23 protein-coding genes are annotated in these 25,640 nt (G+C 54.2%); 20 read left to right on the top strand and 3 right to left on the bottom strand.

The features are described 5' to 3' along the window. A complete protein-coding gene (locus PBOR_RS26920) occupies positions 1-834 on the bottom strand; it encodes a helix-turn-helix domain-containing protein (RefSeq protein ID WP_245648301.1) in 834 nt (277 codons plus the stop codon). Positions 835-1,090: 256 nt separating this feature from the next. Here PBOR_RS26920 and PBOR_RS26915 point away from each other — a divergent pair, with 256 nt between their 5' ends. The 14 genes from PBOR_RS26915 to PBOR_RS26850 all read left to right on the top strand — a co-directional run bounded on the left by PBOR_RS26915 (position 1,091) and on the right by PBOR_RS26850 (position 13,492). Then, positions 1,091-2,071, top strand: a complete 981-nt coding sequence (locus PBOR_RS26915; protein ID WP_042216958.1) for a glutathione S-transferase family protein — start codon at positions 1,091-1,093, stop codon at positions 2,069-2,071. Further along, positions 2,068-3,030, top strand: a complete 963-nt coding sequence (locus PBOR_RS26910) for a glutathione S-transferase family protein (protein WP_042216956.1) — start codon at positions 2,068-2,070, stop codon at positions 3,028-3,030. The genes PBOR_RS26915 and PBOR_RS26910 overlap by 4 nt, the downstream gene beginning before the upstream one ends. Before the next feature lie 24 nt (positions 3,031-3,054). Continuing rightward, a complete protein-coding gene (locus tag PBOR_RS26905) occupies positions 3,055-4,164 on the top strand; it encodes an iron-containing alcohol dehydrogenase family protein (protein ID WP_042216955.1) in 1,110 nt (369 codons plus the stop codon). A gap of 66 nt (positions 4,165-4,230) precedes the next feature. Beyond that, positions 4,231-5,331, top strand: a complete 1,101-nt coding sequence (locus tag PBOR_RS26900; RefSeq protein WP_052429648.1) for an ABC transporter substrate-binding protein — start codon at positions 4,231-4,233, stop codon at positions 5,329-5,331. A gap of 19 nt (positions 5,332-5,350) precedes the next feature. Next, positions 5,351-6,136 carry an ABC transporter permease subunit gene (locus PBOR_RS26895; RefSeq protein ID WP_042216953.1) on the top strand — a complete coding sequence of 262 codons (786 nt, stop codon included), beginning with the start codon at positions 5,351-5,353 and terminating at the stop codon, positions 6,134-6,136. Between the two features lie 16 nt (positions 6,137-6,152). Further along, positions 6,153-6,926, top strand: coding sequence for an ABC transporter ATP-binding protein (locus tag PBOR_RS26890; RefSeq protein ID WP_042216952.1), 774 nt, complete (start codon positions 6,153-6,155; stop codon positions 6,924-6,926). 20 nt (positions 6,927-6,946) lie between these two features. Beyond that, positions 6,947-8,158: an aminotransferase-like domain-containing protein gene (locus PBOR_RS26885; protein WP_052429647.1), complete on the top strand. Its 1,212-nt coding sequence runs from the start codon at positions 6,947-6,949 to the stop codon at positions 8,156-8,158. Then, positions 8,155-8,592, top strand: a complete 438-nt coding sequence (locus PBOR_RS26880) for a GNAT family N-acetyltransferase (protein WP_042216950.1) — start codon at positions 8,155-8,157, stop codon at positions 8,590-8,592. The genes PBOR_RS26885 and PBOR_RS26880 overlap by 4 nt, the downstream gene beginning before the upstream one ends. A gap of 16 nt (positions 8,593-8,608) precedes the next feature. Further along, entirely contained in the window at positions 8,609-9,586 is a 978-nt protein-coding gene (locus PBOR_RS26875; RefSeq protein WP_042216948.1) for a glutathione S-transferase family protein, read from the top strand. 59 nt (positions 9,587-9,645) lie between these two features. Further along, a complete protein-coding gene (locus tag PBOR_RS26870) occupies positions 9,646-10,656 on the top strand; it encodes a glutathione S-transferase C-terminal domain-containing protein (RefSeq protein WP_042216946.1) in 1,011 nt (336 codons plus the stop codon). Positions 10,657-10,686: 30 nt separating this feature from the next. Further along, positions 10,687-11,547, top strand: coding sequence for a transporter substrate-binding domain-containing protein (locus PBOR_RS26865; RefSeq protein WP_042216945.1), 861 nt, complete (start codon positions 10,687-10,689; stop codon positions 11,545-11,547). A 12-nt stretch (positions 11,548-11,559) separates the two neighbouring features. Beyond that, positions 11,560-12,300 carry an amino acid ABC transporter permease gene (locus PBOR_RS26860; protein WP_042216944.1) on the top strand — a complete coding sequence of 247 codons (741 nt, stop codon included), beginning with the start codon at positions 11,560-11,562 and terminating at the stop codon, positions 12,298-12,300. Beyond that, positions 12,293-13,051, top strand: coding sequence for an amino acid ABC transporter ATP-binding protein (locus tag PBOR_RS26855; protein ID WP_042216943.1), 759 nt, complete (start codon positions 12,293-12,295; stop codon positions 13,049-13,051). The genes PBOR_RS26860 and PBOR_RS26855 overlap by 8 nt, the downstream gene beginning before the upstream one ends. Positions 13,052-13,066: 15 nt before the next feature. Continuing rightward, a complete protein-coding gene (locus PBOR_RS26850) occupies positions 13,067-13,492 on the top strand; it encodes a GNAT family N-acetyltransferase (protein ID WP_042216941.1) in 426 nt (141 codons plus the stop codon). Between the two features lie 525 nt (positions 13,493-14,017). Here the strand turns inward: PBOR_RS26850 and PBOR_RS26845 are convergent. Next, positions 14,018-15,847, bottom strand: a complete 1,830-nt coding sequence (locus PBOR_RS26845; protein WP_081972198.1) for an alpha-glycosidase — start codon at positions 15,845-15,847, stop codon at positions 14,018-14,020. Between the two features lie 226 nt (positions 15,848-16,073). Between PBOR_RS26845 and PBOR_RS26840 the strand changes: the two genes are divergently transcribed. Continuing rightward, entirely contained in the window at positions 16,074-17,225 is a 1,152-nt protein-coding gene (locus PBOR_RS26840; RefSeq protein ID WP_042216939.1) for a hypothetical protein, read from the top strand. Positions 17,226-17,241: 16 nt separating this feature from the next. On the opposite strand, the gene PBOR_RS26835 is transcribed toward PBOR_RS26840, so the two are convergent. Then, positions 17,242-17,925, bottom strand: coding sequence for an SOS response-associated peptidase (locus tag PBOR_RS26835; protein WP_042216937.1), 684 nt, complete (start codon positions 17,923-17,925; stop codon positions 17,242-17,244). Positions 17,926-18,058: 133 nt separating this feature from the next. Between PBOR_RS26835 and PBOR_RS26830 the strand changes: the two genes are divergently transcribed. The 5 genes from PBOR_RS26830 (at position 18,059) to PBOR_RS26810 (ending at position 25,614) form a co-directional block, all read left to right on the top strand. Then, the gene (locus tag PBOR_RS26830; protein WP_042216935.1) at positions 18,059-18,589 is read left to right on the top strand and encodes a 2-thiouracil desulfurase family protein; all 531 of its coding nucleotides are present in this window, start codon (positions 18,059-18,061) and stop codon (positions 18,587-18,589) included. A 233-nt stretch (positions 18,590-18,822) separates the two neighbouring features. After that, positions 18,823-19,974 (top strand): cysteine desulfurase family protein, encoded by a 1,152-nt coding sequence (locus tag PBOR_RS26825; protein ID WP_042216933.1) that lies wholly within the window; start codon positions 18,823-18,825, stop codon positions 19,972-19,974. Between the two features lie 96 nt (positions 19,975-20,070). Next, positions 20,071-20,592, top strand: coding sequence for a PRC-barrel domain-containing protein (locus PBOR_RS26820; protein WP_039300903.1), 522 nt, complete (start codon positions 20,071-20,073; stop codon positions 20,590-20,592). A gap of 14 nt (positions 20,593-20,606) precedes the next feature. Further along, positions 20,607-20,816 carry a hypothetical protein gene (locus PBOR_RS26815; RefSeq protein WP_039300906.1) on the top strand — a complete coding sequence of 70 codons (210 nt, stop codon included), beginning with the start codon at positions 20,607-20,609 and terminating at the stop codon, positions 20,814-20,816. Positions 20,817-21,093: 277 nt separating this feature from the next. Beyond that, complete coding sequence (locus tag PBOR_RS26810) at positions 21,094-25,614, top strand: carbohydrate binding domain-containing protein (protein ID WP_042216931.1); 4,521 nt, start codon at positions 21,094-21,096, stop codon at positions 25,612-25,614. Positions 25,615-25,640 lie beyond the last annotated feature (26 nt).

The raw sequence follows: 25,640 nt of genomic DNA, 5'->3' as shown, positions 1-25,640 counted from the left end.
TTAAGATTCATCCGTCAAATTCCCCGTAGTTCCTTTGATGATATACTTTTTGGGTGTGGTCAGACTGAATTCTTTGAACTCTTTAATGAAGTGGTTCTGATCGAAATAACCGAGCTCGGAGATTTGCTCCAGCGTTTCTTTGTAATGCTTATTCTCCAAGGATTCCAGCACATGCTGGAAGCGGATGATCCGGCTGAACAGCTTGGGGGAGGCCCCGATATACCGCTCGAAGGCTTTGATCAAATAGCGGCTGGAATATCCCGTATCCTGCGACAAATCGTTGACATGCAGTGTACCGCGGCTGCAGATGATCTGATCCGTCAAATATTCAATCAGCCGGGGGATTTCCAGCCGGTCACGCATATAGGTTCCATAGAAATCCTCGAATGCCTGGACACGTTCATGAAACGTATTCTTCGCTACCACCCGCTCCAGCAATTCTGCGGCATGCGGGAGAACGTCCCCGACCGGAATCTCCAATTCGCTAAATTCACCTATAGGAAAACGAAAGAAATGCTCCGCATACCCCGGCAAAAAACGAATCACAAAGTACTCACACTCCGAACGGACAAAAAGCCCCTGTCTGCCTTTGTACAACGTGCCGCATATGTTGGCTGACGGGTGATCCGGATAACAGCAAATGACAAGACTCATGCAGCCTTCCGGGATGACAAACATTTGATTGACGTTCGTGTCATCCATGTAAAAGCCATAAAATTGAATGCCGCCGCCGAATGGCGCGGTCAAGGAAGCCCTGTAGTCGGAATAGGAGTGCAGCATCTTTTCAAAGTTTGGCTGGAAGGGCTTATACAGCATGGACGGTCTTGCATTCACATTCAACTTAACTCCCCCTTTTCTCTTAAAACCTATTTTATCCATGCGAATTATAAGTATTAAAAGAGATATTCACATTAAAACCACTGCCGCTACCTATGTCAAGCAGACAAAATGTGAACGGAGGTTCCGGTTTTTACTATAACTATGCTCCTAATCACCATATAATCATATAAATCGATGAAGTTAGTCGGATATAATCTGCGGATTCTGGCAGTAAGTACATATACATTTGGGCCATGGTTAAGGAGATGACATGAGTGTGAATAAGAAGCACCCCGTATTTGCAACTGAATTGAAAGCGGACGGCTCCTTTGAGCCGCAGGCCAACCTGTTCACCGTCCCGTTCGGCTACAGTCCGGGTGAACACCGGCCCCAGCCCGGCCGCTACCGGCTGCTCTGGATGAAGGCCTGTCCCTACGCCCACCGCGCAGTGATTGTCCGCAGGCTGCTGGGCCTAGAAGAAGCCATCAGCCTGGGTACAGCCAGCCATTTCCGCACGGCATACGGCTGGGAGTTCTCGCTGGACGCGGGCGGTGTTGATCCTGTACTGGGCATCCGCTACATCAAAGAGATTTACGATGCGGAGGACCCTGGATATAAGGGGCGTCCCACTGTACCCATTATCGTGGATGTGCAGACAGGACGGGGCGTGAACAGCGATTACTTCAGGCTGACGAACTACCTGGAGACGGTATGGGCCCCTTTTCATAAGGAGGGGGCACCTGACCTGTATCCGCAGCGGCTCCGCAGCGAAATTGACACGCTGAATGACATTATCTTCAGAGATATCAACAGCGGGGTGTATAAAGCCGGCTTTGCCCATTCCCAGGCGGCGTATGAGCAGGCGTTTGATGCACTGTTTGACCGGCTGGATGAGCTGGAGCAGCGCCTTGAGCGCAGCCGTTATCTTTTCGGGGATTTCATTACAGATTCCGATGTCCGGCTCTATACCACGCTCGTCCGGTTCGATGCGGCTTATTACACGGTGTTTAACACGAACCGCAGCCGCCTGACCGATTTCCCGAATCTGTGGGGATATGCGAGGGATCTGTACCAGCTTCCCGGCTTTGGCGACACCACCGGTCTGGCGGCGATCCGCAGCAGCTATCATGCCTCCCCTCACTTAAGGGGATTTGCCCGCAACCCGTACGGCATTTATCCGCTAGGTCCCGATGAACGGGACTGGGCGGCTCCCCATAGACGCTCACATTTAAAAGGAGGGTATTCCCGTTGAGTAATCAAATTCAGACTTCCCCGGCAGAAATTGCTGTGACTGGTGCTTTTGTTAGACAGACTAACCGTTTCTCTGCTGCATTCGGCGATAGTCCTGATGAGCTTCCCGTGGAGCAAGGCCGGTACCGGCTAATCTGGTCGGCAGCCTGCCCCTGGGCCCACCGCGCGGTCATTGTCCGGCGGCTGCTTGGACTGGAGGAAGCCATCAGCCTGGGCACGGTGGACCCGCTCCGGCCGGCTCTTCCGCATACCGACTGGGCTTTTACGCTGGATGAGGATGGGAAGGACCCGGTGCTGGGCATCCGCTACCTGAGTGAGGCTTATCTGGCTGCTGATCCCGGTTATACGGGGCGCCCTACGGTTCCGGCGGTTGTAGAAATCGCGACTGGGAAGGTAGTCCAGAATGATTATTTTAAGCTGACCAATCACCTGGAGACCGCCTGGGCTCCGCTGCATAAGCAGGATGCGCCCGATTTGTATCCCCTGCATCTGCGGGCAGAGATCGATGAGCTGAACGGACAGATCTTCCATGATGTGAACAACGGTGTATACAAGGCCGGGTTTGCCCGTTCGCAGGAAGCCTATGAGGCAGCTTATCACACCTTATTCGAGCGGCTCAATGAACTTGAGGAACGTCTCTCTATCAGCCGCTACTTGTTCGGGGATCAGCTGACCGATTCCGATGTGCGCCTGTACACTACACTAGCGCGCTTCGATATCGCTTATTACACGGCATTCCGTGCGAACCGGCAGCGGCTGGCCGATTACCGCCATCTATGGGCGTATGCCAGGGATTTATACCAGACTCCGGGCTTTGGAGATACAACCGATTTTGACGCCATCAAACGGCATTATCATTTATCCGTGCTTCTGGCTGCTGAGGGCTCCAATCCGTACCGGATTCTGCCCAAAGGACCGGATCTCAGCCAGTGGAACACTCCGCATGGGCGTCATAGCTGAAAGCAAAGGAAAGGAAGGGAATGTATGCTGACATTTAAATCACCGGATCTCTACGTGAACGAGCCGGGCGCACTGCAGCGCCTGGGAGCCTTGACCCGCCAGTATGGCCGCAGAGCGTATCTGATTGGCGGAGAGACCGCGCTGAAGCGGACAGGAGCAACCCTTGAGGCCAGCCTGAAGGCGGAAGGCATTGAGGTTGTTGTAGAGATCAATACAGGTGAGGTTACCCTGGTGAATATCGAACATTATGCGAATAAGCTCTCCGCAGCCGCGCCTGATTTCATCGTGGGAGCCGGCGGCGGCAAGGTGCTGGATCTGGTCAAGGCCGTGGGTGAACGTCTCGAACTTCCTGTGGTCACCGTCCCTACAATCGCGGCTACCTGCGCTGCCTGGTCGGCTCTGACGATCCTGCATGATGATGAAGGCAGAGCGGATGGGGCGCTGTTCCTGAAAGCCTCTCCCCGTGTGATTGTCGCTGATACAGCAGTTCTGGCGGAAGCCCCCAGGCGTTATTTAGCTTCGGGGATTGGGGATACCTTGGCGAAATGGTATGAAGTAGCCCTGAACTTGCAGGACGGGGAAGGCGGACTGGATATCCAGCTCAGTCTGCATCCCGCCCGGCTGGCGCTTGAGATTATCGGGCGGAGCGGCGAGGCAGCCTGCCGGCAGGCAGAGACTGGTGCTTCTGGCGAAGCGTTCAAGGAAGTGGTTGATGCGATCATTGTGCTGACAGGGCTGGCAGGTACAGTAGGTGCGGGCAAGAGGCGCGCACTGGTGGCCCATGCCATTCATGACAGCCTGACCCATCTGGAGGAGACGAAGTCTTCGCTGCATGGGGAGAAGGTAGGCTTCTGCCTGATTATCCAGTCATTGCTGGAAGGCAGGGAAGACATTCATGAGCTGATCAGTACGCTGCTCCGCTATGAACTGCCTGTCACGCTTGCGGAGCTGGGCATTGACAGAGAGCCGCAGATCATCCGTGTTGCTGAAGGCAGTGAAATCGTTCCGGCACCGGGAGGTTTTGCCTTTCCGTATGACAGCGGCAGCGTGGAGACAGCGATTAGAGCCGCAGATGAACTAGGCCGTCAGGCGCTGAAGAATATCGTTTCTTTTAGCACAAGCATTGGTAAATAAAGGCGGAACGCGGACGGGGTTAATATCCCATAATATTTTATATTTCAAAAGGTGGTAGATCTAAAGATGAAAATCATAAAGACAGACGGATTCAGACGCTCCATGCTGTTCATGCCATTACTCGTCCTGGCGCTGGCAGCCAGCGGCTGCGGCAATTCGGGCAGTGCGGCGGCAGTTTCGCCTTCGGCTGAACCTGCTGCTACAGCGGAACCTGCCGCCACGGCTGCACCGGCAAGTCCGGCATCACCGGAAGCTGATCTCAGCGGAGTTACGCTGCGGATTGGCCAGGTGGGCTGGTCGGAATGGGAGGAAGGCTTCAAGGCGGCCGGACTCCTGGATACGCCGTACAAACTGGAGTTCAGTGTCTTCCAGGGCGGCAATCTGGAGCTTGAAGCGATTGCCGCAGATCAGCTGGACTTCGCCATTACGAGTGAAATCCCGCCGATCTTCGCCTCGCAGGCGGCCAATCAGGGGAATTTCAATGTGATCGGCGTCCAGCGGTGGAATACGCTGAATCAGGAGCTGGTGATCCCTAAGGGTTCCAAGGTGACCACCGTAGCAGAGCTGAAGGGCAAAAGAATAGCTTACGTGCCGAATACGACCGCACAGTATTTCCTGGTCAAGATGCTGGAAGGCGCCGGCCTGACCTGGAAGGATATTGAGCCGGTTAAGCTGACGACAGCCGAAGGGCTGAGCGCACTGGTTGGCGGCAAGGTGGACGCGCTGGCCAGCTATGGCAATTCCATTATCGCAGCGCGCCAGAACGGGGCCACGACACTCGCCAGTGCAGCAGACATTCTGTCCGGTAATTTCCCGGTCAGCGCCAACGTGAAGTCCATTGACGATCCGGTTAAGCATGCCGCCATAGCTGACTTCCTGGAACGGTTAACCCGTTACTATACCTGGACCCAGGGTAACCAGGAGCAATGGGCAGAGATCACGGCCAAGAATACGAATCAGAAACAGGCTGAAGTGCTGGACACCCTGGTGAACGGTGACAAGCAGCGTCCGCTGGCACTGGAGACCATCTCGGATCAGTCGATCGCTTCACAGCAGGATATTGCCGACATCTTCACGGATTTAGGGCTGCTGCCTGATACGGTTGATGTGTCCACGATTTGGAGCCATGCCTTTGACGACGAGATTACCGCTATTGTGAAGAAATAGCCTAAGGGTGGAAGCAAATATGAATAACAGAAATGGGAAAAGGCTTCTGCAGGCGGCCCTGCCTTGGGCTGTGCCCGTGCTTGTCCTGCTCTTGTGGCAGGTCTTCACTACCACCGGCCTGCTGGCCGGCAACATCCTGCCGAGGCCGGTTGAAGTCGGACGGGCAGCGGCTGACCTGCTGAAGAGCGGAGAGCTGCTGGACAATGTAGCGATCAGCACCAGGCGGGCCGTTCTGGGCTTCCTGGTCGGAGGCACGGTAGGCTTCCTGCTTGGGCTGTTCAACGGGGTATGGGCCAGGGCGGAGCTGCTGCTCAACACAACGATCCAAATGGTGCGCAATATTCCCCATCTGGCGCTTATCCCGATTGCGATCCTGTGGTTCGGCATTGGCGAGGAAACGAAGCTGGTGCTGGTGTCGCTCGGGGTATTCTTTCCGATCTATCTGAATACCTTTCACGGCATCCGCTCGGTAGATCCGAAGCTGGTGGAGATGGGCAAGGTTTACGGTTACCGGGGAGCTTCCCTGTACGGGCATGTCATTCTGCCCGGGGCCCTGCCTGCTATATTGGTCGGTGTCCGGCAATCGCTGGGCATCATGTGGCTGACGCTGATTGTGGCGGAGACAGTGGCTGCGGATTCAGGCGTTGGGTATATGGCAATGAATGCCCGGGAGTATATGCGGATGGATATTATTGTACTCAGCATTCTCCTGTATGCCGTGCTCGGCAAGCTGTCAGACAGCCTGGCGAAGCTGCTGGAGGCAAGCTGGCTGCGCTGGCATCCGAATTTCGCCGCAAAACGATAAGGGAGCTATGGATGGAATGAATAAATCACAATGGGGCTTTACGCTGCAGACGCAAGGGCTTAGCAAATCATTCGGAAACAGCGCGGTGCTGAAAGGAATCAGCCTGAGCGTGGAGCCTGGGGAATTCATCGCGGTTGTAGGGAAAAGCGGCTGCGGTAAAAGCACGCTGCTCCGTCTGCTCGCGGGGCTTGAGCAGCCCTCCTCCGGGACGGCCATTCTGGACGGTGTGCCTGTGGCCGGGATTCATCCGGAAGCAAGGGTGCTGTTTCAAGAACCCCGGCTGCTGCCGTGGAAGCGGGTCATCGAGAATGTGCGGATGGGCGCTCCCGGACGGGACCGGCTGAAGGCACAGGAAGCGCTCCGCCTTGTCGGTCTGGAGGGGCGGTCCGGAGAATGGCCCGGCGTGTTGTCCGGGGGACAGCAGCAGCGTGTGTCCCTGGCGCGGGCCATCGCCGGCCATCCCCGGCTGCTGCTGCTGGATGAGCCGTTCGGTGCGCTTGATGCGCTGACCCGGCTGGAAATGCAGCAGCTGATCGGCCGGCTCTGGGCGGAGCAGGGCTTCACGGTCTTGCTGGTGACCCATGATGTCAGTGAAGCCGTGGCGCTGGCCAGCCGGGTGCTGCTGATCAAGGAGGGCGAGATTACGCTCGACGAGAGAATCGCGCTGGGCCGGCCGCGCGTGCGTGACTCCGGATTCGCCCACTACGAGAATCTGATCCTGAAGCATGTTATGGGAACGATGGATGAAGAAGATACGCCATCTGGCCGGACGGTTCAATATTCCATCTGACAGGGAGAGGGGGAGAGGCAGTGTGCGTTAAGGAGAAAGAGTACGAGTACAACCGGGATATTGTTGTACGGCCTGTCGGGAGAGGGGCAGCGGCGGCCAAGGACAGCGTGAATCTGTCCTTTGGATTTCCGGCTACCGAATTGCTGCCGGTGGAAGCGCTGAACCGCGCAGCCGCCGGAGCCTTGAACGCTGAGGGCGCGGATGCCCTGCATTATACCGGAGGCCAAGGCGTAGCCCAGGTGCAGGAATGGAAGCTGAACCGCCTGCGGAAATTCGGCATTGAGGCAGAGGCGGAGAACTATCTGGCGGTATACGGAGCAGGCCAGGGCATTGAGCTGGCCGCCCGGGTGCTGCTCAATCCGGGAGATACAGTGTGGACGGAAGCGCCCAGCTTCTTCAATGCACTCGATGCGTTCCGTCATGCGGGAGCGGAGACCGTTGGATTACGGGCAGATGCATACGGGCTGGATGTGGATCAGGCAGAACAGCTGCTGAGATCCACGGAGGCAGCAGGCGGAGTCCTGCCGAAGCTGATTTATGTCATTCCGAATTTTCAGAATCCGTCGGGCACAACCCTGCCGGCGGACAGAAGACAGCGGCTTGCGGCGCTGGCCCGGGCCTACAATCTGTTCATTCTGGAGGATGATGCCTACGGGGAGCTGCGTTATGAAGGGCATGATTTGCCTTCGGTATACTCTTATGCGCCGGAGCGGGTCATCTACCTGACCACCTTTTCCAAAACACTGGGTCCCGGACTCCGCCTGGGTACGGTGATCGCCCCGCTTAATGTAGCCGAGCGTATGCGGGTCCTTACCCTGAACAGTCCGCCTACTCCGTTCACGCTGGAGATTGTGGGCCGGCTGCTGCAAACCTATGACTATGATGGGCAAATCTCCCGGCTGTCGGCCTGTTACCGGGCGCGGCGGGATTTCATGGCGGAGCGTGTGGAGGCAGAGCTTGGAGACGCGGTCACGTTCCAGGTGCCGGAAGGCGGATTTTTTCTGTGGCTATCCTTTAAGGAAGGCGTAAGTGCAACGGAAATAGCCCGGTTAGCGAGGGAACATGGCGTGCTTGTTGTACCGGGTGAGCAGTTTTTTACCGGCAACCATGCGCCTGCCCCCTTCCTGCGGCTCTGCTTCAGCTATTCCAATGAACAGGAAATTGCCCGCGGGGTTCACGCTTTGGCCGCAGCCTATAAACTGCTTATCCAGGCGCAGAGGAGATCCTTATGACGACGAATATTTACAGAGTAAATGCGGTATGGCAATTGGCCGGGGTGTACGGGGTCAGAACCAGAACTTTTGTAGAAGGGCAGGGGATTCCGAGACAGCTTGAATTCGATGAAGTCTATGGCGGGCAGTACCACTACCTGCTGCTGGAGGAGAATGAGCAGGCTGTCGCGACCGCCCGGATTAATCTGAACCATGGGGAGTACGCCAAGATCGAACGGGTCGGTGTCATTCCTGAATTTCAGCACAAAGGCTATGGCCGGCAGCTGATCGGGGCCGCTGAGGAATGGATCAGTGAGCTGGGCGTTCAGCGGATCGTCATTACGAGCCAGCAGCAGGCCGTAGGCTTCTATGAGAGCCTGGGTTATACCGTGAGGCCGGAGATTGTGATCAAGTCCTCGATTCCGGTCGTCCATACCGAGAAAGAAATCCACTGAGCAGAGGAGCAGCATCATGCCGAATAACAATACCATTGAGGGTACGAAGATTGTGAACCACGAGATCGCGAAGGAAATCACCAAGGATGGAGCCTTTAACCGTCAAAAGAACCGCTTCACCACCCCCTTTGGCAATCAGCCCGGTGAGCTGCCGGCAGAGGCCGGGCGTTATCGCCTGCTGTGGGCAAGGATTTGCCCTTGGGCGCACCGCGCGGTCATTGTACGTGAACTGCTGGGGCTGCAGGATGTCATCAGCCTGGGAACGGCCAGTCCGGTGCGGACGGAGAACGGCTGGGAGTTCTCGCTGGACGCGGGCGGCGTGGACCCTGTGCTGGGCATCCGCTATCTGCCGGATATTTATGCGGAGACCGATCCGGAGTATAGCGGAAGAGCAACCGTGCCGACGGTCGTGGATGTGCTGGAGCGGAAGGTCGTGAATAACGATTATTTCCGGCTGACCAACTATTTCGAGACAGCATTCAAGCCTTTTCATAAGGAAGGGGCTCCTGACCTGTACCCGCAGCATTTACAGGCTGAGATCGACGAGTTCAACGACCTCCTGTTCCATGAAGTGAATAACGGAGTCTACAAGGCCGGATTCGCCCATTCCCAGGCGGCCTACGAGCAGGCTTACGATGTGTTGTTCGCCCGGCTGGATCAGCTGGAGGAAAGACTGTCAGCGCAAAGATATCTGTTCGGCGATTCCCTCACAGATTCCGATGTCCGTTTCTATGTGACACTGGTGCGTTTCGATGCGGCGTATTATTCGGTCTTCCGGACGAACCGGAACCGGATTATTGATTTCCCGAACCTCTGGAACTATGCCAAGGATCTGTACCAGACCCCCGGCTTTGGAGATACGACTGACTTCGATTCGATCAAAAGAGGCTACCAGCTCGGCAATCATGCGTATAATCCCCATCAGCTGCTGGCCAAAGGGCCGGATGTATCGATCTGGAATGAACCGCATGACCGGCACAGATTCAGCAAGTAAGGAGTAATAGCTCCGGGATTATCCCGGAACAATGGATAACAAAAGAGGAGGCATTACCGATGAGTTCTGAAGCTAACGTGCGTGTCCGGCCGAAGGAAACCGAGCATGAGATCAATGAGCGGGGCTATTTTGTCCGCCAGAAGAATCATTTCACCACCCCCTTCGGCGAAGGGGAGGGCAAGCTGCCAGTGGAAGCGGGACGCTACCGCCTGATCTGGGCCAAGGGCTGCCACTGGTCCAACCGGGCCTCCATCGTCAGAGAACTGCTTGGCCTTGAGGAGGTCATCAGCATTAATCTGGTAGGTCACGGCAAGCATGAGCAGAATCTGGGCTGGGAGTTTGTGTTCAATGAGAATCAGAGTGATCCCGTGCTGGGCGTGCAATTCTTAAGTGAGTTATACGCGAGCGCCGATCCGGAGTATAAAGGCAGACCCACAGTTCCTGCGGTCATCGACGTTCACACCGGGAAAGTAGTCAATAACGATTACGTCTGGCTGACCAATTATCTGGAGAAGGAATTCGCCCCCTTTCATAAGGCTGGCGCACCGGATTTATATCCGGCGGAGCTTAGAGCAGACATCGATAAGTACAATGATTTCCTGTTCGACAATGTGAATAACGGCGTCTATAAAGCGATGTTCGCCCAGTCCATAGAAGCTTATAACGATGCTTATGAGCATTTGTATGCCGCGCTGGATTCCATCGAGGAACGGCTGGCGGACCGCCGCTTTTTATTCGGGGATTATGTCACAGACTCTGATGTACGGTTATTCGTAACACTGGCACGGTTCGATACTTACTATTTCAAGAATCTCGGCCCGCTGCGTAACCGGATTGTGGATTTCAGGAACATCTGGGGGTATGCACGTGACCTGTACGCAATCCCGGCGTTCAAGAACAATACCTATCTGCGGGATCTGGCCAGAGGGAATGGCGACAAATCAACGATTTTCATCGACTATAATACGCGGTTCTGGGATCAGATTGATTATGAGGGACTGTGGTCGCAGCCGCATGACAGACGGGCGAAGAGCAGTGACCCGGAGCAGAAATTCAAGACACAACATTAGAAATCAATAGACTATAGGGGGATTACGGGGATGAAGATATGGAGAAAGCTCGGACTGGGACTAACGGCGGCGGTGCTGCTGGCGGGGGTTGTGGCTTGCGGGAATAATAACAAGGAATCCGGAAATATAGCGGGTGAAGCTTCAGTAAACAACGATAAAATTACGGTTAATATTGCCACAGGCGGTGCACCCAAGCCCTTTTCTTATGTGAATGACAAGAATGAAATCGACGGGTACGATATCCAGGTGGTCAAAGCTATTTTTGAGGGACTGCCGCAATACGAGATTAATATTGAAAAGACGGAATTCCCGTCGATCTTCGCGGGCCTCGATTCCGACCGTTATCAGATTGGCGCGAACAATTTCGCCAGCAATGCGGAGCGGAGAGAGAAGTACAACTACTCTGATCCGATTTTCAAAAACCAGTTTGTCATTGCCGTGAAGGAAGACCGCGGGGATATTCAGTCCTTTGCCGATCTGGAAGGGAAGACAACGGAGGTTAGCCCAAGTGTGAACTATACGGTTGCCCTGGAGAAATACAATAAGGAATCTGCCAAAACGCCCGTGAATCTGAAATACAGTGATGCCGAGCTGGTGACGATTCTGCAGAATGTGGAGAGCGGCGCCGATGACTTCAACCTGATTGATGCGGCTATGCTGCAGCTGTACATCAAGGAGTATGGTCTGAAGCTGAAGGCAATTCCGCTGTCCCAGGAGGACACGGAGCGGATCGGCGTGCCTTACAGCTATCTGATTCTCAGCAAGGGCGGGAACAGTGACCAGCTGCTGAAGGATGTCAACGGGCGGATTCAGGAGCTCATTAAGGACGGTACGGTATCGAAGCTGAGCGAGCAGTATTTAAATGGTGATTTTGCTCCGGAAATTCAATAGGCGGCCAGCGCGATGCCGAATATATTTGATCTTGAGCTAGTCTTCACCCTGATTCCCAAGCTGCTGAAATACTTGCCGGTTACACTCGAGCTGACGGTGATTGCCATGCTGGCGGGGCTCCTTCTGGGGCTTCTGCTGGCGATCATTAAGATGAAAAGAATCCCCGTGCTCTACCAGATCAGCGCCGTGTTCATCTCATTTGTCCGGGGAACGCCCATCCTGGTTCAGCTGTATTTGTCCTATGCCGGAATTCCGCTGATTCTGAAATATTATAACTACTATCATGAAACCAGCTATAACGTGAATTCCATCCCTTCAATCTTTTATGTGCTGCTGGCCCTGTCGCTGAATGAGGCGGCGTATAATTCCGAGGTGATCCGTGCGGCCCTGCAGTCGGTGGACAAAGGCCAGATTGAAGCGGCGCATTCGCTGGGCATGACGTATGGCCAGGTGCTGCGGAGGATTATTCTACCGGAGGCGTTTATCGTAGCCCTTCCTACATTGGGGAATGCCCTGATCGGGCTGATGAAGGGTACCTCGCTGGCCTTCGTCTGCTCTGTGGTGGAGATTACCGCGCAGTCGAGGATTCTGGCCGGGAATAATCTGCGGTTCTTCGAGTCTTATTGTTCACTTGCGCTGATCTACTGGGCGATGACGATCCTGATTGAACAGGCAATTGCCTGGCTGGAGAAGCGGCTGGATATTGACTTCAAAAGCCTGAGAAAACGGAAGGGAGATGCCATCCTTGATTGAGATCCGCGGGTTAACGAAGTCCTTCGACAAGCACAAGGTCCTGAATCAGATCGACCTTACGATCCGCAAAGGAGATGTAGTCGCGGTCATCGGTTCGTCTGGCGCCGGCAAATCCACGCTGCTGCGGTCGATTAATCTGCTGGAAGTGCCGGACGCAGGGACGATCAGGCTGGACCAGCTGCAGGTCGATTTTGCCCGGAAAACGAAAGCGGATGTGCTGGAGCTGCGGAAGAGTACGGCAATGGTATTCCAGCATTTCAATCTGTTCCGGCAGAAGACGGCCCTGGAGAATGTGATGGAAGGGCTGATTGTCGTCCGCAAGGTGCCCAAGGAAGAAGCCCGGAAGATTGCCGCCCGGCATCTTGCCGGTGTGGGGCTGTCCGACCGGATGCACCATTATCCGAAGCAGTTGTCGGGCGGACAGCAGCAGCGGGTGGGCATTGCCCGGGCGCTCGCCATGCAGCCGAAGATTCTGCTGTTCGACGAACCGACTTCGGCGCTTGATCCGGAGCTGGTGGGCGAGGTGCTGGATACGATCCGCAAGGCGGCGGAGGCGGGCAATACGATGCTGCTGGTCTCGCACGAAATGAGCTTTGTCCGCAAGGTAGCTACGCGGGTACTGTTTCTGGATCAGGGCGTAATCGTGGAGGACGGAACGCCGGAGGAAGTTTTTTCACATCCGAAGTCGGAGCGCACTAAGCAGTTTCTGGCGAATTATTACCGTGATCAGGAGCCGGAATTCACTATTTAATGAAGAGGAACGCTGATGACATACACCTACCGGAAAGACCGCAAGAATATCGACTGGGCACAGGTCACCCGCCTGCTGAACGGCTTCGGCTTAACCGACTTCACACCGGCACAGACGGAAACGGCCTTCAGCAACAGTGCGGTGAATGTATTCATCCTGGATGGAGATAAGATCATCGGGTGTGGAAGAGCCTTATCAGACGGGATTTCGCAGGCGGCGATTTATAATATTGCTATAGACGGGGCGTACCATCACCAGGGTCTTGGTAAAAAGCTCATCGCGCTGATCCTGGAGGAGACGGCGGACTGCAATGTCGTTCTGTATACGCATCCCGATACGGTCTCCTGGTATGAGGAGCAGGGCTTCAGGAGAATGAAGACGGGGCTGGCGCTGTATCATCCGGATAAGATTACAGCAATAACGCGGATGGGATTTATCTAACCAAGCGCTAGCTGCGCCGGGGGAAATAAGTGGATAAACGACATCTAAAGTTGGGGGATTTGCTGTTCTCGCAGGATTAGTTAGATAAACGACACTTAATTTCACTGACGCTGCCTAATAACGGGGGAGGGCATGGAAATAAGTGGATTAAATCCACTTGTTACCCGTAACGCGGGTTCCAAAGGATGAATAGGTGCTGAAAATCCACTTATTTCGGGCGGTGTGGCGAAGCTGGTGACCAACAAGTGTCTACAGGTGCAGAACGGCGAACTTGGGCAGCGGAAGCGGTAGCCGAAATGCAAGGCGACAATATGATTGGCTAAGCAGTGCGGAGAACCGGCAAAGTGAGCCGCCGGATAGTGTCCGCGAGTACGAAACGATGGAGTGAGAGGCCGGAAGGTCCCTGCGATTACAGTGTCACAATGTTCATAGCCGCAAACTTACCTGTCAGCACACAAAGGAGGTGTCCCTGCAGCCAGTAATGGCTCCGGGAACACCTCCTTTTTTGGCAGCCTGCCGGGTCAATTAATTCTCAGGCTTCGTACCATCATCCGCAGCCTCGGGCAGACTCTGTAATATCCGGAACCCCAGCGGTTCCAGCGTAATGCTGAATCCGTCGCCGTCCATCTCCACCGGCTCACCGCTGAAGGCGTCCTGCCAGTTGCCACCGCTGAGTGACTGCTGAAGGGTTAACGGTTCGCTGGAATTGTTCATCCAGACGGTAAAGCGGCTGTTGTCATTGAAACGTTCGTACACGAGGCCCCGGCTATCCGCTTCACTCTGCAGGAAACGGAAGTGACCGGTACGCAGTACCTCATGTTCTTTGCGCAGGGCAATCATGCGCTGATAGAAGCTGAACAGCTCACGGTCCTGGCCGTCCTCTTCCCAAATCATGCATTTACGGCAATCCGGATCATCTTCACCTGTAAGCCCGATTTCATCTCCATAGAAGATACACGGCGTTCCGGTAAAGGTGAGGAGGAAGGTAACCGTCAGTTTCAGTCTCCGGGTATCCCCGCCGAGCCGGGTAAGGACTCTGGGTGTATCATGGCTGGCAAGAAGATTGAACAGTACTTCGTTTGCCTGCCGCGGATACCGCATTAGAAGCCCATAGATATGGGAGGCGAAGGTCTCCGGATCCATCTCCTCTCCCTGGAAGAACTCCAGCAGCCGGTCAGAGAAAGGATAGTTCATTACAGAATCGAACTGATCCCCCTGCAGCCAGCTAAGGGAATCGCTCCATACCTCGCCGATGATGTACGCCTCGGGATTAATCTCTTTGACCGCCTGGCGGAATTCGCGCCAGAAGGCATGGTCCACTTCGTTGGCCACATCCAGACGCCAGCCGTCGATCTGGACCTCGCTAAGCCAGAAGCGGGTGATGTCCAGCAGATATTCTTTGGTTTCCGGGTTGGCCGTATTCAGCTTAGGCATCCCGGCGAAGAAGCCGAACGTATCGTAATTGGGATTGTCACCTTCGGCCTTAACCGGATAATCATAGATATGAAACCAATTGGCGTATTTGGAATCTGCCCCATGTTCAATTACATCCTTGAACGGCGGAAATTCTGCGCTTGTATGGTTGAAGACGGCATCCAGCACTACCTTAATCCCTTTGGAATGGGCCAGGCTGACCAACTGCTTCAGCAGTTCCAAATCCCCGAAGCTGGAGTCGATCGTTCCGTAGTCTACCGTATCATATTTATGGTTGCTGGGAGCCTGGAAGATAGGCGTCAGATACAGCGCCGTTACGCCAAGCTCCAGCAGATAATCCAGATGGTCGATAATCCCCTGCAGGTCCCCGCCGAAAAAACTGTCGTTCGCCGGCGCAGCGCCCCATTCGAGCGTCCCTTCAGGATCATTCGCCGGATCGCCGTTGGCGAACCGGTCCGGCATGATCTGATAGAAGACAGCAGACTTCGCCCATTCCGGAACATGCAGCAGATCGACCTCGTGAATATAAGGCATTTCATAATAGCCTCCGGGAGGCGTAGGCTGCTCTTTCGTATAGAAGCCGGACTCCACCATCCATACCGTTTCTTCTCCGGACTCAAACCGGAAGCCGTAGGAGAAACGTTTACGCTCAGGCGTTACCTCAGCTTCCCAGTAATCAAAATACGTGTCCGTAGCCACCTTGAGCATCTCCAGCTCCTGATGATGATGCTCCCAGTCGTATTTGTCGCCTGTCAGCGCAAATACGCGGTCCACATTGTTCCTTTTGCTGCGGACTCTTAAGTGGAAGGTGTTCTTGTTATACGAATACGCCCACTTCCCCTGTGGAGAATGATAGAGACACTCAAGCTCAATGGATGTGCCGGGTGTTGTTGATGTCAGTGCTTGTCTGCTGATAGCCATGTCTATTCCTCCTGGGATCAATAATGAATGGATATAATAACGAATGAATTATGAGCTTTAGTTAATACCCCGGGCCAAGAGGAATTAAACACCAGATAGACTCATGAAGTGAGGGGGATAATTGGTAAGCGGGGAGAGAAGAAAAAGGGTTTGGGGGGGAACTATAGAATATTTCACCAATGATTACTTACTTCATACATACTAAGACATTTGGGGTGCTCTGTCTGTGAATGCCAAGCTATCGAAATTTGCTTCACTATTCTTCTTAAGTTTGTTATTGGCGGCATGCTCTGCGGATAAGCAGATGCCGGCAGGTGCTTCTGCTCAGGCGGAATTTTCCGTGGCTGCGGCTTCGCCGGGCCCTGCTCAAACTCCGGTGCCGGCGGTTACTGGTCAGCCATTGGTAGTGCCCGTACCATCTCCTTCTCCCGGTCAGCCGGAGCAGCCGGCTTCAAGTCCGCTGATTGCGGCCGCTCCAAGCCCAGGTTCAGAAGAAGCCCACCCGCTACAGAAATATATGGATGCTGTTCACGGGGATATGAGGGGAGATTTGCTGTTCTCCGCCAAACAGGATCTGGACCTCGACGGATATGAAGAAATTGTGCTTGGCTACGGAGATCTTGATCAGGCTGATCCGCAGTATTCCAGAGTTTCGGAGCTGCATGTATTGCGGGACAGGGATGGGAAGATCGAGGAGCTTACACATGATTTTGAGGGCGGATACCAGAAGCTGGGGTTTAAGCTAATCCGGCTGCAGGGTCTGCGGCAGACGTTCATATATTGTGACCTCACCAACGATGCCGGAATGACGGGCTTCATGGTGCTGGAGATCTCTGGTGATCAGGTGCTGCGGAAGGTGTACAGTGCTGCGGCAACCGGGCAGGGGGAAGACGCACTATTAGACAACAACGGGGACGGCCAATATGACGGTTATGTGCAGTACAGGGCAGACTACAGCACATTTTATTATTCTCTGGACCGGACTTATGAAATGGAGAGCGGAGAAATTGTTCTGAAAGAAACCAAAGTGGGGATTCCCGAATACCCGCAGGAGATTAAGGATGTAATCCTGCAGTATTTGAGTCTGAGTGCCCTGCAGGTTGAGCAGTCCCCTGAAACGGAGGAGCGGTTGGCCCTGCTGCGCATCGATAAGGACGGGACTGAGATTACAGGAGAAGACCTTAGCGGCTGGCGGGAAGCTCTGGAAGGCTATCATTCGGAGATTCAGTTTGATATTAAACAGGATGGGCTTGCGTCTGAGGCCTTTCTGACGTATACAGAAGACGATAACAAGCCACAGACGCAAGAGCATACAATGCAGCTCCATCTGGTCAAAGCTGCTGCCGGGTGGCAGATTGATGGTCTGGAAATTCCGTAATTTGAGCATTAAGGCCCTAGACCGCATCTGCCCCGGCTCTGTTAATCAGCTCCCGGTAGTCATTCCGCACATTGCCTACGGCTGATGAGACCGGATAAGCCAGCATCTGCCTTGCATCATAAGGCTGCAGCAGCTTCATCAGGGAGGAGATATCCTGATTGCTGCGGTCCAGCCACTGTGCTTCCGCGTCCTTGCCCAGAATGACCGGCATCCGGTCGTGAATCTCCTCCATGAGGCTGTTCGCAGCTGTGGTGATGATGGTGCAGGTGGCGATTTTGTGGCCGCTGGGGTCTGTCCAGATATCATACAGCCCGGCCATGGAGAAGAGCTGTCCGTCCCGCAAGGTGATACGCAGCGGCTGCTTGCCGCTCTCCTTGACCTTCCAGTCATAGAAGCCGTCTGCCGGAATGACGCAGCGGCGGGACGAGACAAGCCCTTTAAATGAAGCTTTCTCCAGCAGCGATTCACTGCGGGCATTGATTAGCTTCGCAGCGTTCTTATCCTCCTTAGACCAGGAAGGCAGAAGCCCCCAGCGCAGCTGGCCAAGCTTATTGCGCTTGCCGTCATGGATAACCGCCGGAATATACTGCATCGGAGCCGCGTTGAACTTCGGTGCATAATGGTCGAAGGAAGGATCGCCGGTGAAATACCTGGTCATCAGCTCTTCCAGTGTTACGGTAATCGTATATCTTCCGCACATCTTGCCCGTGCCTCCCTTTATCGGCTATTGGTTTACAGCATGGCCGCTTCGTGCTATGCTCGCCTATATTTCTCATGATAGCATTACATTATAGAGGAAGAAACTTAAGGATTGTGAAGGAGGGGCGGCGGCTATGATTATCGTAAGTTCCTGCCTGGCCGGAATGAAGGTTAGATATAACGGTACGGATTGTCTGAATCCGGGTATCCAGCGTCTGCTGGACAATCAGCAGGCGGTTACCGTATGCCCGGAACTGCTGGGCGGCTTCTCTACTCCGCGGGAACCGGCCGAGATCATAGGCGGCAACGGCAGGGATGTGCTGGAAGGCCGGGCCCGGGTGATCGACAGAACAGGCAATGATGTAACTGCAATGTATATAGAGGGAGCCTATGCCGCACTGGAGCAGGCAAGGAGCTTATCGGCAACTCTGGTGGTGCTTAAGGAGAACAGCCCGTCCTGCGGCAGTTCCATGATCTATAACGGAGAATTTGCCGGTGTGAAGGTGCCGGGAGAAGGTGTGACCTCTGCGCTCTTGCGGCTGCACGGAATTGAAGTGATCTCCGAGGAGCAGCTGGCTGCGCGGTTGCCGGAGCTCGAGGCTACGAACCGGCCAAGCCAGCGGAATGAGGCTGCCGGCGCAGCGGATAGCCGTATCCATAATTAGTTTTTCCCAATAATACTCCATGGACAAATGTTACAATATTGTGTTTATTAACAGGTGGTAAAAGGGCTTGTTCAGCAGTATAATCGAGTAGTGCTGCAAGTGGAAACGGCATTGCCGTTCTCTCAAGAACGGTATTGTTTCAGCGAGAAATAGAAGGAAAAATTATCGTGTGAAGCATATAAATTCTTATATTTTAAGAAAATCCTGAATTTCAAGAAGCGGAGAATCTCGTCATGAAACCCATCTATTTGGACCACGCCGCCTCAACACCGGTTCATCCGGAGGTGGCTACGGTTATGTACAATATGCTATTGAACCAGTATGGCAATGCGTCCAGTGTGCACCAGTTCGGACGGTCGGCCAAAAGGATCGTAAATGGAGCGCGCGACAGGATCGCGGGCTTTTTGGGCTGTTCCCCTGATGAGTGGGTGTTCACCAGCGGCGGTACAGAGAGCGATAACCTCGCCCTGTTCGGCGCAGCGTATGCTTCTATTCATAAGGGTAAACATATCATTACCACAGCAGTAGAACATCATGCGGTATTGCATACGTGCGGACAACTGGAGCAGCAAGGCTTCGAGGTTACTTATCTTCCCGTAGATTCCACAGGACTTGTCTCACTGAGGGATGTGGAGTCTGCCCTGCGTGAAGATACAGTATTGATTAGCGTAATGTTTGTGAATAATGAAGTGGGAACTGTACAGCCTATAGAAGAGATTGGCAGATTAGCAGCCGGGCGGGGCATTCTTTTTCACGTGGATGCTGTACAAGCTCTGGGTACGCTGCCTATGGTGCTCCGCGAGCTGCCTGTCGACTATATGAGCTTCTCAGCCCACAAGATTGGCGGTCCGCAGGGCATTGGCGGATTGTATGTCCGGCGGGGAGCGCCGCTGCAGCCAAGGCAGCATGGCGGACTTCAAGAGCGCGGCAGACGGGCAGGTACAGAGAGCCTGGCAAGTACAGCCGGCTTCGCCACAGCGGTAGAGCTGGCAGTAGGCGGACTTGCGGAGCATCATGAGCAGGCTGTCAGGCTGCGGAGCACACTGCTGCAGGAGCTGGACAAGCATGCCGGAGCCGGCGGATATGTAATTAACGGAAATGAACAGCAGACGGTGCCCGGAATCCTGAATGTAAGCTTCCCGGGTGCGAAGACAGATGTGCTGCTGATGAATCTCGATATGGAGCGGATTGCGGCGGCCAGCGGTTCAGCCTGCACCTCGGGCTCTCTGGAAATCTCGCATGTCCTGCAGGCGATGAAGCTTCCGGAAGAACTTTTGAACTCGGCGATTCGCTTTAGTACAGGTTTGGGTAATACTAATGAAGAAATGCAGGTTGTTGCCCAAAAAGTTGGAACCATCTTGAACCGGCTGCGTACTAAAGACTAGGCATTTTTGCGGTCTGGCATCCGCCTGGAAGGTTTCTAACCTCAGGGAACTCGTAATGCACTACTTAAGACTTAAGGTGAGGGGACTTTGGACGCCATGAAACTTCAAGATATGATTGGCCTCACCGTATATGAAGTTGAAGAAGGTACTGAAGTCGGTGAAATAATCGATATTGGACTGGATTCAAACTGGAACATTACGGGTATTGAACTGGAAAGCAAAACTTTTTTCTCCAGTCATGTGAAAGTTGTGGCATGGGATGATATTGTCGCTTATGGCGAAGATGCTGTCATGATCCGCAATAAAGAGTCGATTATTAAGACCGACGCTGACCATATACCCTATACTTTCCTCTTAGGAAAGAACAAATTGAAGGATTTGCAGGTGCTTACGGCATCCGGAACGATACTTGGACGAATATCGGATGTTTATTTTGACCAAAAGATGGGAAACACAATAGTAGCGCTGGAAATCAGTGACGGGCTTGTAACTGATTTGATCGAAGGCCGCAAATGGCTGCCTTGTTCTGAAGGAATGTCTATCGGGGAGAATTCGGTACTGGTTCCTGCGATGAGCGAAGAACGGCTTCAAAAAGCCATTAATATTGTTAACGGATAGGTGGAATGTATTATATGAAGTGTCCAAACTGCAACTCCAAGGATATCGGCAAGATCGGTTCCCACCAGTTCTATTGCTGGGGCTGTTTCATCGAACTTACGGTCAACGGCGAGAAAATGTCGGTTTATCAGGTTGAAGAAGATGGCACGCTCAGTTCGCTTGACGATCTGTTCTCGGGTGAAGATGTTGCACAGGATTTCCCGCAGATCCATGCATCCTCCTGATCCGGTGATCACATCGCTCAATTAACCACTGGGTACATATTATAAAAATTAGCGTCAATTTCCTTTCAGCGTCCACTTTGCTGAGGGTTATTGGCGCTTTTTTGTGCGCGTTACTGCTTTTGCAGCGCTTTTAGCTAATATCTTAAATCCAGCTTACAGACCTTGTATCTTTGTTATCCAAGCTAAGGAATTGTTATATAAGCGCTCAGGCGGCGAATCTATACTGGATAAGACCGGACCCAAGAATTGCCGGAACTATCAGTAGGGAGGAATTGAATTGCAGCGCAGAGCCATAGCAATACTTCTGATCGCACAGCTTATCGTATCTATCTTACCGGGAACACCGGTTAGTATGGCCGCCCCGGCGGAACAACAGCAGACATCAGCCGCAGCTTATCCGGATGTAACACAGCACTGGGCGGGTGATGCCGCAGGCAGATTATCGGCAGAGGGTATCCTGAAGGGATACGCGGACGGGCTCTTCCATCCGGAGGCGCCGGTTACCCGGGCAGAACTCGTAATGATGCTGAACCGGGTATTTCAATATACCACCCAAGGAACGACCTCCTTTGTTGATGTGAACGGTTCCGCCTGGTATGCGGAGCCTGTTATGAAGGCTTATCAGGCCGGAGTAGTGAACGGAACCGGCGGGGACAGATTTATGCCGGATGCGAAGGTACAGCGGCAGGACGGATTCGTCATGCTAAGCCGGGCTTTTCAGCTTGAAGCTTCAGCCGCTCAAGAGCTGACGGCCTTCAATGACAACGGTCAGGTGGCGTCTTATGCATCATCGGCAGTGGCTTCAATGGTTGCCGCGGGGTATGTGAGCGGTGATCTGAACAAGCGGCTGAATCCGCGTGCACCGCTGACCCGGGGCGAAGCTGCGGTCATCCTCAATCATATGATTGGCTGGATCAGCCCGGCTGCGGGAGAATACACGCCGGGTGAGGTCAAGAGCAATGCGGTTGTGAACCGCACCGGGGCAGTACTCCAAGGCAGCAGCATTGCCGGATCGCTTTACGTAACTGAAGGTGTAGGCGAAGGAGAATTCCGCGCCGGCAGGGTTAACGTGACCGGCAGGGTGCTGATCAGAGGCGGCGGTGGTAATACCGTAGTGTTTGAGCAGTCGGAGCTTGGCGCAGTAGTTGTTGACAAAAGCGGCGCTCCTGTCCGGCTGGCTTTGGATGGAGCTTCGGTAGCGGAGAGCATTACCGTACGTCAGAAGTCGATGATCGAGGTGTCTGCCAGTTCGAAGGTCGGGCAAATAACCATCGGACCGAAGGCGGCAGGTTCCAGTATCGTGAACCACGGAACCATCACCCTGCTTGAAGTGGAGGCAGACGGCATTCTGCTGAACGGCCAGCCTCTTGCCAAAGGCTCGAAGCTGGAGCAGCCCGGCAGCGTTGCGGCAACGCCAACAGCAACATCAACGCCGGCACCGGCAAGTACAGTAACAGTAAACACAGGGTCTGGCTCATCGACGGCAGCGCCGGCAAGCACACCAAGCCCCGCTGCATCAGTGGCACCAACTGCTGCACCAACTGCTGCGCCAACTACTACTCCTGCGCCTACTCCGCAGCGGCCTGTTGAGCCGGCAGATGCCTGGAAGCTGGTATGGAACGATGAATTCGATGGCGAGGCCATTGATACAGCGAAATGGAATGTGCAGGACACTGGGCTTGTGTATAACAATGAGCTGGAATATTACCGGCCGGAGAATGCAGGGCTGCAGGAGGATGAAGGGAATCAGGTGCTGGTCCTGGAGGCAAAGAATGAATCCCATCAGGGCAAGAACTATACCTCCGGCAAGCTGACCTCCAAGCTGAAGGGCGACTGGACCTACGGCAAATTCACGGTCCGCGCGAAGCTTCCGGTTCAGCAGGGCATGTGGCCGGCAATCTGGATGATGCCGACCGATGAGCTGGAGCAGTATGGGCCTTGGCCGGGCAGCGGGGAAATGGATATTATGGAGCTGACCGGACCGGTCGCAAGCGATCCGGACAACGCAGGTAAATATCCGAGAACTGTCCATGGATCGCTCCATTATGATTCTCCTCATCTGTCACAGACGGATGAATATCTGCTGCCGGAAGGCCAGACCTTCGCTGACGGATATCATGAATTCACGATGGAATGGCTGCCGGGCCTGATCCGTTATTATGTAGATGGAGAGAAGTACTTCGAGACCAGAGACTGGGGAACGAAAGCGGAAGGCCAGCAGGATTATTATACATTCCCTGCGCCGTTCGACCGTCCGTTCTATATGATTCTGAATCTGGCTGTCGGCGGGGACTGGCCGGGCAATCCGCTGGATAGCTTCCAGTCCGACAGGATGTATGTCGATTATGTCAGAGTGTATAAATATACCGATATGGCCAATTGGCCTGATGTGACCGGTAAACGCGGGGAGGGCCTGCCTCCGGTAACCGCACAGCGTCCGCCGCTCCCGGACGGCAACCAGATTTACAACGGCGATTTCAAAGGTGCTGAGAACAGCTCGGGGCTGCCGGAGAACTGGGACTTTATTCTGAACGCCGGCGGACAGGGAGAGGCAAGTGTGGTGAATGACCCGGATAAAGGTGCAGTAGCCAAGGTTGCCGTAACCCAGCCGGGTACCCAGAATTATGCATTGCAGCTTACGCAAATGCCGCTGCTGCTGGAGAACGGGAAGGCCTACAAGGTAAGCTTTGACGCGAAGGCGGACGCAGCAAGACCGTTCATGACCAAGCTTACCGAATTCGGCGGCGGCTGGACGGCCTACTCAAAGGAGCGTACCTTCCAGCTCACGGAGGAGTGGCAGACCTATGAATATATTTTTAACATGGGTAATTCATCTGACAATAATGTGCGCTTCGAATTCAATCTTGGCCTCGACACCACTTCTGCTTACTTCACGAATGTGAAGGTAGTGGAGACCGAACCATTGCCGGTGATCAGAGAGCCGCTTCCGGACGGGAATCTGATCTTCAACAGCGGCTTTGATCTCGGGGAAGACCGGATGAAGTATTGGACTTATGAAGTGGCGGCGGGTTCTGGTGCAAGCGCAGCAGCTAGAGTTACGAATGAGCTTGTGTTCCCTATAATGGACCGCAAATTGGTTAGCAGCGTTCAATCCCCGGGCCTCGCAGCCGGGTCAGTGAAGCTGTCACAGAGCGGGCTTCCGCTGACTCCGGGAACCGCCTACGAGCTGAGCTTCGACGGGAAAGCAGACCGGAATCTGCCGGTTCAGATTGGGCTCGAAGCAGGGGACAGCAATATCAATTATGCTGCAGGGACAGCCGTTGTCCTCACGGAAGAGAAGAAGCACTACAGCAAGATCATTGAACTTGGTACAGATGCCGGGGCGGAAGGAACCTTGTCCTTCCTGCTGGGGGAATCCGCCGGACGGGCAGAGCTGGATAATGTCCGGCTGACGCCGAAGAAGAATCCGCCTGTAATCTCCGGATACCTTCATTTCCAGGCAGACAGCTACTGGAATACCGAAGGAACAGCGCTGATCGCCGGCGGTGAAGGTACGAAGGATATTACCAGTGTGGATGAAGGCGATTATACCGATTATAAGCTGCGGGTTGCTGCGGGCGGAACCTTCGTACCAGTGGCACGGGTGGCAAGTGTGCAGGAAGACTCCGAAGTAGTCATTGAAGTGCTCGACCAATCGTTGCAGGCTGTAGCGGAACCTTTCCGTGCTGCCGCCCCCAACACCGGCGGACTCCAAAGCTACCAGGCGGTTACAGGTGCCGCGCTTACTCTTCCGGAAGGAACCTATTATCTGCGGATCAGCGGCCACGGCTACAATTTGGCCTGGCTGGATCTGTCCCGGGAGATGGTAGCGGGCGGCAGCTTTGACAGCAAGAGCATGGAAGGCTGGACCCTGTTCAAGAAGGACTGGGATGACAGCGATCCGGTCAAGGATACGGTGGCGTACGCTGTATATGGCAACCTTGAAGTGAAGCTTGGCGGAACGGGAGATGAGTCCTGGAATGCCCAAGTGAATCTTAGGGGGCTTACGCTGGAAAAAGGCAAAACCTATCAGCTCAGCTTCGATGCCCGCGCGAGCCTTGACCGGAGTATTCTTGCGCTGATCCAGCATGACGGAGATATCGATGACAACTGGTTCGCCTATATGGAGGAGCCGGTTGTATTAGGGGCAGAAGGCAGCCGCTATACGTATACGTTCACCGCAAGGACAGATGAGCCGTATGCCGTACTGCAATTCTCCGTGGGCAAAGTTGACCAGGTGCTTGGTGAACATACCGTTACACTGGACAATATCTCGCTCATCCGGGTACATCCGGCGCTGGCAGGCGGACCTGTCCATGAGAATATGATGGCTAACGGTGATTTCGCCTCCGGTACCGCAGGCTGGAATTTGTATTCAACAGACAGCGGCGAGCTGAGCATTGCGAATGTGGAGGAAGCGCTGCAGATTCATGTAGGTACGGTTGGCAGCAATTCCTGGGACCGTCAGGTCTTCTATGAAGGCCTGGCGTTAGAACAAGGCAACCGTTATACCTTGACCTTTAAGGCGAAGGCAGAAGCAGCGCGCCTAATGAATATCAGCATCGGCTGGCTGGATGCCGCGAACAATTACGCCTGGCATGGCTATACCAGCGCGATTGTGGATCTTACGAACGGTGATAAGCTCTACACCATCGTGTTCGATGTGAATGAAGCCAGTACAGAGATTGGCCGGATTTCCCTGGAGCTTGGCAATATTGCCGGGGGGGCGGCCGGTAACCTGAACGTTCAGATCGACGATATCATGCTGGTGAAGAGCGGGGAGATCCCGGCAGAATAAGCGTTACAGCAGCATAATTACAGCTG

The sequence above is a fragment of the Paenibacillus borealis genome (assembly GCF_000758665.1).
Classification (GTDB): domain Bacteria; phylum Bacillota; class Bacilli; order Paenibacillales; family Paenibacillaceae; genus Paenibacillus_AQ; species Paenibacillus_AQ borealis.
The sequence above is the reverse complement of the archived record's forward strand: the minus strand, read 5'-3'. Positions and strand labels throughout refer to the sequence as shown.